General features: G+C 73.6%; 13 protein-coding genes and 1 riboswitch. Of the genes, 3 read left to right on the top strand and 10 right to left on the bottom strand.

The window, feature by feature from the left end; genetic code table 11:
* Positions 1 to 3: 3 nt before the first annotated feature.
* Positions 4 to 381, bottom strand: a complete 378-nt coding sequence (locus ABZO31_RS02455) for an ArsR/SmtB family transcription factor (protein ID WP_406859190.1) — start codon at positions 379 to 381, stop codon at positions 4 to 6.
* 159 nt (positions 382 to 540) lie between these two features.
* Here ABZO31_RS02455 and ABZO31_RS02450 point away from each other — a divergent pair, with 159 nt between their 5' ends.
* Both ABZO31_RS02450 and ABZO31_RS02445 read left to right on the top strand, forming a co-directional pair.
* Entirely contained in the window at positions 541 to 2,445 is a 1,905-nt protein-coding gene (locus ABZO31_RS02450; RefSeq protein ID WP_406859189.1) for a heavy metal translocating P-type ATPase, read from the top strand.
* Positions 2,446 to 2,516: 71 nt separating this feature from the next.
* Complete coding sequence (locus ABZO31_RS02445) at positions 2,517 to 3,026, top strand: excalibur calcium-binding protein (RefSeq protein WP_406859188.1); 510 nt, start codon at positions 2,517 to 2,519, stop codon at positions 3,024 to 3,026.
* 10 nt (positions 3,027 to 3,036) lie between these two features.
* Here ABZO31_RS02445 and ABZO31_RS02440 read toward each other — a convergent pair whose 3' ends face one another.
* The gene (locus ABZO31_RS02440; protein ID WP_406859187.1) at positions 3,037 to 3,570 is read right to left on the bottom strand and encodes a PadR family transcriptional regulator; all 534 of its coding nucleotides are present in this window, start codon (positions 3,568 to 3,570) and stop codon (positions 3,037 to 3,039) included.
* Between the two features lie 20 nt (positions 3,571 to 3,590).
* Positions 3,591 to 5,636, bottom strand: a complete 2,046-nt coding sequence (locus ABZO31_RS02435; protein ID WP_406859186.1) for an FAD-dependent oxidoreductase — start codon at positions 5,634 to 5,636, stop codon at positions 3,591 to 3,593.
* A gap of 88 nt (positions 5,637 to 5,724) precedes the next feature.
* Here ABZO31_RS02435 and ABZO31_RS02430 point away from each other — a divergent pair, with 88 nt between their 5' ends.
* Positions 5,725 to 6,276: a hypothetical protein gene (locus tag ABZO31_RS02430; RefSeq protein WP_406859185.1), complete on the top strand. Its 552-nt coding sequence runs from the start codon at positions 5,725 to 5,727 to the stop codon at positions 6,274 to 6,276.
* A gap of 171 nt (positions 6,277 to 6,447) precedes the next feature.
* Here ABZO31_RS02430 and ABZO31_RS02425 read toward each other — a convergent pair whose 3' ends face one another.
* From ABZO31_RS02425 to dhaK, 7 genes are all read right to left on the bottom strand, one after another.
* Positions 6,448 to 7,314 (bottom strand): ATP-binding cassette domain-containing protein, encoded by an 867-nt coding sequence (locus ABZO31_RS02425; protein WP_406859184.1) that lies wholly within the window; start codon positions 7,312 to 7,314, stop codon positions 6,448 to 6,450.
* Positions 7,311 to 8,060, bottom strand: a complete 750-nt coding sequence (gene cbiQ, locus ABZO31_RS02420) for a cobalt ECF transporter T component CbiQ (RefSeq protein ID WP_406859183.1) — start codon at positions 8,058 to 8,060, stop codon at positions 7,311 to 7,313. The genes ABZO31_RS02425 and cbiQ overlap by 4 nt, the downstream gene beginning before the upstream one ends.
* A 6-nt stretch (positions 8,061 to 8,066) precedes the next feature.
* Positions 8,067 to 8,525 carry an energy-coupling factor ABC transporter substrate-binding protein gene (locus tag ABZO31_RS02415; protein WP_406865235.1) on the bottom strand — a complete coding sequence of 153 codons (459 nt, stop codon included), beginning with the start codon at positions 8,523 to 8,525 and terminating at the stop codon, positions 8,067 to 8,069.
* Positions 8,525 to 9,241 (bottom strand): energy-coupling factor ABC transporter permease, encoded by a 717-nt coding sequence (locus ABZO31_RS02410; protein WP_406859181.1) that lies wholly within the window; start codon positions 9,239 to 9,241, stop codon positions 8,525 to 8,527. The genes ABZO31_RS02415 and ABZO31_RS02410 overlap by 1 nt, the downstream gene beginning before the upstream one ends.
* Positions 9,242 to 9,269: 28 nt before the next feature.
* A riboswitch (cobalamin riboswitch) is annotated at positions 9,270 to 9,494 on the bottom strand.
* Positions 9,495 to 9,611: 117 nt separating this feature from the next.
* On the bottom strand, positions 9,612 to 10,028 hold the full coding sequence (locus ABZO31_RS02405) for a PTS-dependent dihydroxyacetone kinase phosphotransferase subunit DhaM (protein WP_406859180.1): 417 nt from the start codon (positions 10,026 to 10,028) through the stop codon (positions 9,612 to 9,614).
* A complete protein-coding gene (gene dhaL / locus ABZO31_RS02400) occupies positions 10,025 to 10,627 on the bottom strand; it encodes a dihydroxyacetone kinase subunit DhaL (RefSeq protein WP_406859179.1) in 603 nt (200 codons plus the stop codon). The genes ABZO31_RS02405 and dhaL overlap by 4 nt, the downstream gene beginning before the upstream one ends.
* Positions 10,628 to 10,651: 24 nt before the next feature.
* Entirely contained in the window at positions 10,652 to 11,644 is a 993-nt protein-coding gene (gene dhaK, locus ABZO31_RS02395) for a dihydroxyacetone kinase subunit DhaK (RefSeq protein ID WP_406859177.1), read from the bottom strand.
* Between the last annotated feature and the right edge of the window lie 197 nt (positions 11,645 to 11,841).

Below are 11,841 nucleotides of genomic sequence, written 5' to 3'. Positions count from 1 at the left end.
CGTCTACGACTGTCCAGTATCCACGGACGGTTGGGGGAGGTCGCGCGCGCCGAGCCGGAGATGCTCGATGTGGTAGACGGCCTCGTCGAGGAGTTGGGCGACGTGGTTGTCGTACAGGCTGTACTCGATGCGGCGGCCCTGGCGGACGCCGGTGACCAGGCCCAGCGTGCGCAGCAGGCGCAACTGGTGGGAGACGGCGGACTGCTCCATGGCGACGGCCTCGGCGAGCTCGGTGACGCCGCAGGGGCCCTGGCGCAGGCGCGTGAGGATCATCAGCCGGGACGGGGTGGCGAGGGCCTGCAGGGTGGCGGCGATGGTGGCCGCGGACTCGGCGTCCAGCTGAATGGCCGGCGTCGTCCCGCCGTTCGCTCCGTGTCCCATGGGGCCATCGTATCGGCGGCGGTGTCGGCGACCGAGGGCGACGGCGGTCGGGTGACGGCGAGACCGGCAGGCATATATTCATGAATGAAGACCTCTTCATGTATTCCGCTATGGTGAGGGTCCGCGCTTCCGCCCCCCGACCGTGATGAGGTGTGCCCGATGGCTTCCCCGGTGCTCGACGACCGGACCGCCGCCCCCGCCGCGACGGCCCCGCCCGCCGCGCGGCGGACCGGCCTGTTCGCCCTGCCGGAGGTCCGCTGGGCGGCCCTCTCCGCGCTCGCCTTCCTCTCCGCGCTGCCGCTCGACCTCGCCGGGGCGCCCGCCTGGGCGTGGGGGCCGCTGTACGCGGTCTGCTACGCCGCGGGCGGCTGGGAGCCCGGTCTGGAGGGCCTACGGGCACTGCGCGCCACGTCCCTCGACGTGGACCTGCTGATGGTCGTCGCCGCGCTCGGCGCCGCCGCCATCGGGCAGTACCTGGACGGCGGGCTGCTCATCGTCATCTTCGCGGTCTCCGGCGCCCTGGAGGCCCTCGCGACCCGGCGCACCGCCGACTCCGTGCGCGGGCTGCTCGACCTGGCGCCCGAGACCGCCGTCCGGCTGCTCCCCGCCGGCGGCGAGGAGACCGTCGAGGCCGCCTCGCTGCGCGTCGGTGACACCGTGCTCGTACGCCCGGGGGAGCGGCTGCCGGCGGACGGCACGGTGCTCGACGGGGCGAGCGACGTCGACCAGGCGTCCGTCACCGGCGAGCCGCTGCCCGTCCCGCGGGCGGCCGGCGACGGGGTGTACGCCGGGACGCTCAACGGCGCCGGGGCGCTCCGGGTCCGCGTCGGCGCGGACCCGGCCGACTCGGTGATCGCCCGGATCGTCGCGCTCGTCGAGGAGGCGAGCGCCACCAAGGCCCCGACCCAGCTCTTCGTGGAGCGGATCGAGCAGCGCTACTCGGTCGGGGTGGTCGTCGCCACGCTGCTGCTCTTCGCCGTGCCGCTCGCGCTCGGCGCGGACTTCACCGAGACGCTGCTGCGGGCCATGACCTTCATGATCGTGGCCTCTCCCTGTGCGGTGGTCCTGGCTACCATGCCGCCGCTGCTGTCCGCGATCGCCACCGCCGGGCGGCACGGCGTCCTCGTCAAGTCCGCCGTCGCCATGGAGCGTCTGGGGGAGACGGACCACGTGGCGTTCGACAAGACCGGCACGCTGACCGAGGGCGCGCCGCGGGTCGCCCGCGTCCGGGGCGACGCGTCGGTGCTCGCGCTCGCCGCGGCAGCCGAATCGGACAGTGAACACCCCCTGGCACGGGCGGTGATGACGGCCGCTCAGGAGCGCGGCCTGCGTGTCCCGTTGGCGACGGACTTCGTCTCCGTACCGGGCCAGGGCGTACGCGCCGTCGTCGACGGCCGCACCGTGGAGGTCCGCCGGGCCGCCGGCGACGCGCATGCCGACACCGCCGTCGAGGTCGTCGTGGACGGCGAGATCCGCGCCGTACTGGAACTCACCGACCGGCTCCGCGAGGGCGCGCCCGAGGCGGTCGCCGCCCTGACCGGCCTCACCGGCACCGCGCCGGCCCTGCTGACCGGCGACAACGCGGGCGCCGCGCGGCGGGTCGCGGACGCGGTCGGCATCTCGGACGTCCGCCCCGGACTGCTGCCGGAGCACAAGGCGGAGGCCGTCCGGGACGGGGAGCGCGCGGGGCGGCGGGTCCTGTTCGTCGGCGACGGCGTCAACGACGCCCCCGCCCTGGCCGCCGCCCACGCCGGCATCGCCATGGGCCGCGCCGGCTCCGACCTGGCCCTGGAGACCGCCGACGCGGTCGTCGTCCGCGACGAACTGGCCGCCGTCCCCGCCGTGATCGCCCTCTCCCGCCGGGCGCGGCGCCTGGTCGTCCAGAACCTGGTCCTCGCGGGCGTCTGCATCGGCGCCCTGGTGATCTGGGACCTCGTCGGCCATCTCCCGCTGCCGCTCGGCGTGGCCGGCCACGAGGGCTCCACGATCCTCGTCGCCCTCAACGGCCTCCGCCTGCTGCGCGACGCGGCCTGGCGGAAGGCGTCCGCACACCGTTCGGCCTAGCTACGTACGGTCACCCCCGCCCACCGCCCGTAGCGTCGGAACCGACAGCCGTCGAGCGTTGGGAGAACAGCATGCACCGCCGTACCGCCGTGGCCGGCATACTCCTGGCCTGCGCGTCCGTGGTCCCGTCGGCCGGGATCGCGCAGGCCCAGGACCTGGACTGCCGGGACTTCGCCAGCCGCGAGGAGGCCCAGTCCGAGTTCGACCGGAACAGGAACGACCCCCACCGCCTCGACGAGGACGACGGCCCCGACGACGGCATCGCCTGCGAGTGGCTGCCGACCCGCCACGAGCCCACGTTCGCGCCCGTGGATCCCGCGCCGATTCCGCTCGACCCCACCCTCGAGCCCGTGACCCCCGCGCCGATCACTCCGGCGCCGATCCTCCCCGACGCCGTGACCCCCGCGCCCGTGACCCCCGCGCCCGTGACCCCCACGGTCATGCCCACCCTCGGCACCCGGGGCGGCGTCGGCGGCTCGTACGGCCCCTCGGCCTTCGAAGCCGCCCTCGGCCTCGGCCTCACCGGCGCGGCCGCACTGGCCGGCGGGTACGCCCTGCACCGGCGGCGGTCCCGCACCTGAGGCCCGGCGCCTAGCCCTTCAGCTCCGCCAGGGCGTCCGTCAGCCAGGCCACCCAGAACCGTTCCAGGTCGATCCCGCCCCGGAGCACCAGGTGCCGCAGGCGGTCCGGCTCCGTGTCACGGCGCTCCGCCGGGAAGTCGCGCTGCTCGATCTCCAGGTACTCGTCCAACTGCGTCCGGTGCAGGGCCAGATGGCGTTCCAGTTCGTCGCGCATGCCGGCCCCGCCGACCACCGCGGCCGCCCGCATGCGGAGCAGCAGGGCGGAGCGCATGGGCTTGGGGTCCTCGGTGCGCGCGACCCATTCCGACAGCTCCGCGCGGCCCGCGGGCAGGACCTCGTACTCCTTCTTCTGCCCGCGGGTCGGCGTCGCGGAGGGCAGGGCACGGATGTGCCCTGCCTGCTCCAGTTTTCCCAGCTCGCGATAGATCTGCTGGTGCGTGGCCGACCAGAAGTAGCCGATCGACTTGTCGAAACGGCGCGTCAGCTCGAGGCCCGAGGACGGTTTCTCGAGCAGCGCGGTCAGGATCGCGTGCGGGAGGGACATGCACGCATCCTAGATTCGCCTCACAGGGTGGCCGCCAGACGCGTCCCCTGGTCGATGGCCCGCTTGGCGTCCAGCTCGGCGGCCACGTCCGCGCCGCCGATCAGGTGCGCGGTCCGGCCGGCGGCCACCAGCTCCTCGTACAGGCCGCGGCGCGGCTCCTGGCCGGTGCACAGGACGACCGTGTCGACCGGCAGGACGGTGGTGGTGCCGTCGACCGTCACGTGCAGGCCGTCGTCGTCGATCCGCTCGTACGTCGCGCCCGCCAGCATCGTGACCCCGCGGTGCTTCAGCTCGGTCCGGTGGATCCAGCCGGTCGTCTTGCCGAGGCCCGCGCCGACCTTGCTCGTCTTGCGCTGGAGCAGGTGGACCTGGCGCGGCGGCTTCGGCCGCTCCGGGGTGCGCAGGCCGCCCCGCTGCTCGTACGAGGTGTCCACGCCCCACTGGCGGAAGTACGTCTCGGCGTCCTGGCTCGCGCCCTCGCCGCCGTCCGTCAGGAACTCGGCGACGTCGAAGCCGATGCCGCCCGCGCCGAGGATCGCGACCCGCTCGCCGACGGGCGCTCCGTCGCGCAGCACGTCCAGGTAGCCGACCACGCTCGGGTGGTCGACGCCCTCGATCTCCGGGACGCGCGGGGTGACGCCGGTGGCGACGACGACCTCGTCGTAGTCGGCGAGGAGTTCGGACGTGGCGGTGGTGTTCAGCCGGACCTCGACGCCCTTGGCCTCCAACTGGACGCGGAAGTAGCGCAGCGTCTCGTTGAACTCCTCCTTGCCCGGCACCTGCTTGGCGACGTTCAGCTGGCCGCCGATCCGGTCGGACGCGTCGAACAGCGTGACCGTGTGGCCGCGTTCGGCCGCGGCGACCGCGCAGGACAGACCGGCCGGGCCGGCGCCGACGACGGCGACGCGCTTGGCGAGCCGGGTGGGGGAGAGGACCAGCTCGGTCTCGTGGCAGGCGCGCGGGTTCACCAGACAGGAGGTGATCTTCAGGCTGAAGGTGTGGTCCAGGCACGCCTGGTTGCAGCCGATGCAGGTGTTGATCGTCTCGGCGCGGTCCGCGGCGGCCTTGGCGACGAAGTCCGGGTCGGCGAGGAAGGGGCGGGCCATCGAGACGATGTCGGCGCGACCCTCGGCGAGGATCTCCTCGGCGACCTCGGGGGTGTTGATGCGGTTGCTGGTGACCAGCGGCACGGACACCGCGCCCATCAGCCGCTTCGTGACCCAGGTGTACGCGCCGCGCGGCACGGACGTCGCGATGGTCGGGATCCGGGCCTCGTGCCAGCCGATGCCGGTGTTGATGATCGTCGCGCCGGCCGCCTCGATCTCCTTGGCGAGCGCGACGACCTCGTCGAGCGTGGAGCCGCCGGGGACGAGGTCCAGCATGGAGAGCCGGTAGATGACGATGAAGTCCTCGCCGACCCGCTCGCGGATCCGGCGGACGATCTCCAGCGGGAAGCGGACCCGGTTCTCGTACGATCCGCCCCAGCGGTCGGTGCGCTGGTTGGTGGCGGAGGCGATGAACTCGTTGATCAGGTAGCCCTCGGAGCCCATCACCTCGACGCCGTCGTACCCGGCGGCCTTCGCGAGCTCGGCGCAGCGGGCGTAGTCCTCGACGGTCTGCTCGACCTCGGCGTCACTGAGCTCGTTCGGTACGAAGGGGCTGATGGGGGCCTTGATCGCGCTGGGGGCGACCAGGCCCTCGTGGTACGCGTACCGGCCGAAGTGCAGGATCTGCATCGCGATCCGGCCGCCCTCGGCGTGCACCGCGTCGGTGATCAGGCGGTGCTCGACGACCTCGTCGTCGGTGGTCAGCTTGGCGCCGCCGTCCCACGGCCGGCCGGCGTCGTTGGGCGCGATGCCGCCGGTCACGATGAGGCCGACGCCGCCGCGGGCGCGCTCGGCGTAGAAGGCGGCCATCCGCTCGAAGCCGTGCTCGGTCTCCTCGAGGCCGACGTGCATCGAGCCCATGAGCACCCGGTTGGGCAGGGTGGTGAACCCGAGGTCGAGCGGGCTCAGCAGATGCGGGTACGGGGTGGTGGCCGGGGCCTGGGCCGGGGTCGCGGACATGGGGGCCTCCTCGCGCGGGGTCGTCACCCCAGTTCTAAGGGACCGCGGCACGGTTCTGCAACTAGTTGCAGAAGGATCGGGGCGTGACGTGTACTACTCGGTAGCCTCGGGTGCCATGGAGTACGCGCTCACCCACGAAGACAGCACCTTCCTGAACTTCCGGGACCACCCCTTCCAGCGCAGGTACGCGCATGCCTACCGGTGGGTCGACATCAAGCGGCTCCGGCTGCCCGCGGCGCCCCTCGCGGACCGGGAACTGCTCACTGCGCTCATCGGCCACGAGCAGTTCCGCGACGACTATGCGGGCGGGGGAGTCACGCCGGACGGCATGCGGCACGGCCCGTACTGGCTGAGCCGGGTCACGCCGGAGGCGTACGAGCCGGTTCGCGCGGCGGAGGCCGCGCGGCAGCTGTGGGAGTGGGCGGACCAGTACGAGCCCGTCCCCGTCGGCCTGGCGGCGGACCTGCGCACGGAATCGACCGTCGACGACTGGGCGGAGGCCGACTGTGTGTACCGCCTGACCGAGCTCGCGGACGACGCGTACCACGACTGGGGACCGGTGCACGGGGAGTTCCACGAGTTCGTGATCATCGACCGCGGCGCGAGGCGGATGACGGTACTGGTGGCGGCGGACGACTGAGGGTGGTGGAGAGGCCGGAGCGGGCGGTGCGTCCGCCACGGCCACGGCGGCCGAGGGGCGGCGGACGACGGTGGTCCGCCTGGTGGGCGCCCCGCCGCTCGGCCGCCTGGCCCGTCCGTCCACTCGCCCGCCCGCTCGGGCGGGCGCCCGTGGCCCGCCCGCCCGGTCGCGTCAGCCGGTGGGCCTGTGGGTGCCCTGTGCCGTCTCCGCCCACGCGTCCAGTTCCTCCGCGGTCCGCGGGCCCGGTACGTCCTCCGGCAGCAGGCCCTGCTCGCGCAGGAGACGGGTGACGGCCATGCCCCACGGGCGGCGCAGGCGGGCCGCCGCGAGGAGGGCGTCGTCGGCGAGCAGTTCCTCGATCGGGCCCGTGCGGAGCCCGGTGGGCGACAGTACCGCCGCGTCGTCCGCCCAGCGCAGCGCCAGGTCCACGTCGTGCGTCGCCATCACCACCGTCGTACCCGTGTCCCGCAGCCGGCCGAGCACCTCCAGGAGCCGCTCCTGCCCGTGCGGGTCCAGGCCGGCCGTCGGCTCGTCCAGGATCAGCACGCGCGGCCGCATCGCCACCGCACCTGCGATCGCCGCCCGCTTGCGCTGGCCGTACGAGAGCAGGTGCGTCGGCCGGTCCTCCAGCGCCGTGATGTCCAGCGCCTCCAGCGCCTCGCGCACCCGCAGCCGTACCTCGTCCTCCGGCAGCCCCAGGTTCAGCGGCCCGAACGACACGTCCTGCCCGACGGACGCCGCGAACAGCTGGTCGTCCGGGTCCTGCAGCACCAGCTGCACCGTCGTCCGCAGCCGGGTCAGGCCCCTGCGGTCGTACGCGACCTCCTCGCCGGCCAGCCGCAGCGCGCCCGACCGGCACTGCAGGCCACCGCTGAGCAGCCGCATCAGCGTCGTCTTGCCGCTGCCGTTCCGGCCGAGCAGCGCCATCGCGCGCCCCTCCGGCACGGCGAAGTCGATCCCGTCGAAGACGGGTGGCCCGTCCTCGTAAGCGAACCCCGCCTGCACGAGCTGGACGACCGGGGGCTGAACGCTGCTCACGGCAGAGACCTTTCGAGTACGAGGGTGAGGGCGACCAGACCGGCCAGCAGCGCCGCCGTCGCCGCGAGGAACCGCCGTGACACCGCGGCCTCGGGGACCAGGACGCGCAGCGTCCCGTCGTAACCGCGCCCGGCCAGGCCCGTCTGCAGCCGCTGCGCCCGGTCGAAGGCGCGCACGAACGCCGTCGCGCCCAGGCCGGCCAGCGAACGCCAGGTCGCCGCCCGGGTGGTGAGGCCGAGCCGGGCCGCCTGCGCCTGCCGGACCCGGGCGACCGCGTCGAGCAGCAGGAAGCCGATCCGGTACATCACGAGCGCCACGTCCACGACCGGCGCGGGCACCCCGGCCCGTACCAGGCGCGGCAGCACGTCCGAGACGGGCGTGGTGAACGCGAACAGCAGCACCCCCAGCGACGCCGCCGAGGTACGCAGCAGCAGCTCGGCGGCATGCCGCGGGCCGTCCGGCGCGAGCGTGACGAGGCCGTCGGGACCGCCGACCTGGAACAGCAGCGGCACCGCGCCGGTCACGCAGAAACCCAGCGGGATCCGGAAGGCCCGCCACAGCTGCCGCGCCGGCACCCCGGCGGGCCCGAGCAGCACGGCCAGCGTCGCCGCCGCGACGAGCGGCGCGCCCGGCCATGGGGGCAGGGACACCGCGCACAGCGTCAGGCCGAAGCCGAGCACGGCCTTCTCGCAGGGATGACGGCGGCGCCAGCGACTGCTGTGCGCCGCCACGTCGATGGGCAGCACCGGGGGTCAGGCCTCGGGGGAGGGGTGCGGTGCGCGCTCGGTCTTCGGCGCGGCCTCCGGATCGCCGTCCCGTACGGCACCGTCCGTGTCCGTGCTCGCAGGCACGGATGCGGGCACCGTCGGGCCGACCGGCGAGTCACTCTCCGCACCCACACCCGCCCGCGCCCGCGCCTCGCCCTGCTTCCGTCCCTTGCGCAGCCCGAAGTAGTACGCCAGCACACCCGCGCCGAGCGCGGCCTGGAGCGAGAACAGCGCCGACTCGATCTCGCCGGACGGCGGCTCGTACAGCGGGCTGAACCAGGGCTTGTAGTCAGGTTCCAGCTCGGTGATCGCCACCTCGGCCTCGCCGTCCGCGCCGGTGAACGGCTCCTCCTTGTGGTCGCCGAGCCCGAGCGCCAGGGGCAGTACGGCCAGTGCGGCCACCGCGAGCAGCAGCAGAGCGTTGATCTTCGCGTTACGGCTCATCATCGGACCGCCGCCCCCGTCGTCGTACCGTCCTGCGCTCCGCCCTTGCCGCCGCCCTGGAGCAGCACGCCCAGGCGCGTCAGCTCGCCCTTGCTGGACTGGGTCAGCAGCCGCATCACGAGCACCGTGAGCAGCCCCTCGCTGACCGCCAGCGGCAGCTGCGTCACCGCGAAGATGGAGCCGAACTTCGCGAGCGCGCCGACGAAGCCGGTGCTCGGGTCGGGGAAGGCCAGCGCCAGCTGCACGCTGGTGACGCAGTACGTCGTGAGGTCGGCGAGGAACGCGCCGGCGAACACGCTCACCATCAGCGGCAGGCCGAACCGCCGCAGCAGCCGGTAGATGCCGTACCCCGCCCAGGGCCCGACGATCGCCATCGAGAAGACGTTCGCGCCGAGGGTCGTGAGACCGCCGTGGGCCAGCAGCAGGGCCTGGAAGAGCAGGGTGATCGTGCCGAGCACCGCCATGATCGGCGGCCGGAACAGGATCGCGCCGAGCCCCGTACCCGTCGGATGCGAGCAACTACCCGTCACGGACGGCAGCTTGAGGGCGGAGAGGACGAAAGTGAACGCGCCGGACGCGCCGAGCAGCAGGGTGGACTCGGGGTGGGCCTTGACCTCACGGGTCAGGGCGCGGACGCCGTGGACGACGAAGGGGGCGGACGCCGCGCCCCAGGCCGCCGCGTGCAAGGGGGGCAGATACCCCTCGGCTATATGCATGGTTGGGAGACCCTCTCCAGCACCTCGTGGATGGACAACGCACCTTGGCCGGTCTCCTGGCTGACGGTCATGCCGCCCGGACTCCGCCTTCCCACACCGCAGCGGTCACCCGCGGCGGTCCAGTGGCCTCCCACGAGGGGATGGAGCCGGACCTCCCGATCACAGTGGCGAGGGCCGCACCGGTACTGCACCGGTTTCCCGTACACCAAGGCCCTGCGACATTAGTGCGTTGACCAGGCGCATCACAACATGGCCCGGTTTCGGCGGACGAGGTCCGGAAGGAGTACGGGCCCCTTCCGGACCTCCTCCGGACCCCTTGCGGACCTCCTCCCGGCCCCTCCCGAGCCCCTCCCAGACCTCTTCCGCCCGGTCATTCCTTGCGGTAGCCGTACGCCTCCGAGGCCGCCGCGGCCACCGCGTCCAGGTCGCCGCCGGCGCTCGCCGTGACGAGCGCGGCGACCGCGCCCTCCAGGAAGGGTGCGTCCACGAGCCGCGCCCCCGCGGGGAGTTCGTCGCCCTCCGCGAGCAGCGCCTTCACCGTCAGCACGGCGCTGCCGAGGTCGACGAGCAGCGCCACGCCCGCGCCCCGGTCGACGGCCCGCGCGGCGTCGGCGATCAGTTCGGAGCTGGTGCCGAGCCCGCCGTCGGGGGTGCCGCCCGCCGCGGCGAGCGGCGCGGTCGGGCCGCCGCCGGCGAGCCCGCGGGCGAGTTCGGCGACGGCGGAGGCGACGGCGGCGCTGTGCGAGACGAGCACGAGGCCGACGTACGCCCGATCGTCGGCGGTCACGCGGCCGCCTCCGCGAGGGCGGCGATCAGCAGCGCGGAGGAGGCCGCCCCCGGGTCCTCGTGTCCGATGCTCCGCTCCCCGAGGTAGCTGGCCCTGCCCTTGCGGGCCTGCAGCGGCACGGTCGCCAGGGCGCCCTGCGCGGCCGCGTCGCGGGCTGCCGCGAACGACTCGCCCAGCCCCTCGACGGCCGGAAGGAGCGCGTCCAGCATCGTCTTGTCCCCGGCCTGCGCCCCGCCGAGCTGCGCGACGGCCGCAACCCCGGCGCCGAGCGCGGCGGCGAGCCGCTCCCGGCCGACGGTCGCCTCGACGCCGAGCTCCTTGCCGGTGCGCCGCAGCAGCGTCCCGTACAGCGGTCCGGACGCCCCGCCCACCGTGGAGATCAGCTGCCGCCCCGCGAGCGTCAGGACCGCGCCCGGCGTGTCCGGCGCCTCCTTGTCCAGTACGGCCGTGACGGCGGCGAACCCGCGCCGCAGGTTCACGCCGTGGTCCGCGTCGCCGATCGCCGAGTCCAGCTCGGTGAGCCGCCCGGCCTCCCGTTCCACGGCGGCAGCGGTCAGGACCAGCCACCGCCGAAAGAACTCACCGTCGTACCGAGTCACTTCAGGCACTCCCCTTCTCGCGGCTCAACGACCCCAGCGCAGCGCGGGCGTCTCCACCGGCGCGTCCCAGAGCCGGAGCAGTTCCTCGTCCAGGCGGCACAACGTCACGGAGCAGCCTGCCATGTCGAGCGAGGTCACGTAGTTCCCGACCAGGGTGCGGGCGACCGGCACGCCGCGCTCGGCCAGTACGCGCTGGACCTCGGCGTTGAACCCGTACAGCTCGAGGAGCGGGGTGGCGCCCATCCCGTTGACGAGCGCGAGCACGGGTCCGTCGGGCCGCAGATCGTCGAGCACGGCGTCGACGGCGACGTCGGCGATCTCCCGGGAGGTCATCATCGCCCGCCGCTCCCGCCCCGGCTCGCCGTGAATCCCGATTCCCAACTCCAGCTCACCGGGAGGCAGCTCAAAAGTGGGACTCCCCTTGGCGGGCGTCGTACACGCGCTCAGCGCTACCCCGAAGCTCCGTGAGCTCGCATTGACCTGACGGGCGATCGCCTCCACCCGCTCCAGCGGCTGCCCCTCCTCGGCGGCCGCCCCGGCGATCTTCTCCACGAACAGCGTGGCCCCGGTCCCGCGCCGCCCGGCCGTGTACAGACTGTCGGTCACGGCCACGTCGTCGTCCACGAGCACCTTGGCGACCTGGATTCCCTCGTCCTCGGCGAGCTCGGCGGCCATCTCGAAGTTGAGCACGTCCCCGGTGTAGTTCTTCACCACGAACAACACCCCGGACCCGCTGTCCACCGCGGCCGCCGCACGCACCATCTGGTCGGGAACGGGCGACGTGAAAACCTCCCCGGGACACGCCGCCGCCAACATCCCCGGCCCCACGAACCCCCCGTGCATCGGCTCATGCCCGGAGCCGCCTCCCGACACGAGCGCGACCTTCCCCTCGACGGGAGCGTCCCGTCGCATCACCACCCGGTTCTCCACGTCCACCGCCAACTCCGGATGCGCGGCGGCCATCCCGCGCAACGCGTCGGCGACCACGGTCTCGGGGACGTTGATCAGCATGCGCATGAGTGTCTCCTTGGGATCCGACGTGATGGTGTGTCAGCTGAATGGGACGGCTCGGCTGGCGGCGGTCGAGGTCTCCACGCTCGGCAGTATCGACGCTGCCGCGGCGATGGTCACGTGGGGCGTGGCTGCGGGGTACCCCTTTCGGGCACGTGCGTGGGGCGGGAAGGTGACCGGAGTGAGTGCTCACTCATTGACGG

The sequence above is a fragment of the Streptomyces solicamelliae genome (genome assembly GCF_045348655.1).
In the GTDB taxonomy this organism is placed as follows: Bacteria; Actinomycetota; Actinomycetes; order Streptomycetales; family Streptomycetaceae; genus Streptomyces; species Streptomyces solicamelliae.
This window is presented reverse-complemented; position numbering and strand designations above follow the sequence as displayed.

Coding starts and splice junctions, on each gene's coding strand:
- ABZO31_RS02415 (WP_406865235.1), bottom strand. CDS start 8,525: ATGAGCCGTAACGCGAAGATCAACGCTCTGCTGCTGCTCGCGGTGGCC.
- ABZO31_RS02455 (WP_406859190.1), bottom strand. CDS start 381: ATGGGACACGGAGCGAACGGCGGGACGACGCCGGCCATTCAGCTGGAC.
- ABZO31_RS02435 (WP_406859186.1), bottom strand. CDS start 5,636: ATGTCCGCGACCCCGGCCCAGGCCCCGGCCACCACCCCGTACCCGCAT.
- ABZO31_RS02450 (WP_406859189.1), top strand. CDS start 541: ATGGCTTCCCCGGTGCTCGACGACCGGACCGCCGCCCCCGCCGCGACG.
- ABZO31_RS02440 (WP_406859187.1), bottom strand. CDS start 3,570: ATGTCCCTCCCGCACGCGATCCTGACCGCGCTGCTCGAGAAACCGTCC.
- ABZO31_RS02445 (WP_406859188.1), top strand. CDS start 2,517: ATGCACCGCCGTACCGCCGTGGCCGGCATACTCCTGGCCTGCGCGTCC.
- ABZO31_RS02410 (WP_406859181.1), bottom strand. CDS start 9,241: ATGCATATAGCCGAGGGGTATCTGCCCCCCTTGCACGCGGCGGCCTGG.
- dhaK (WP_406859177.1), bottom strand. CDS start 11,644: ATGCGCATGCTGATCAACGTCCCCGAGACCGTGGTCGCCGACGCGTTG.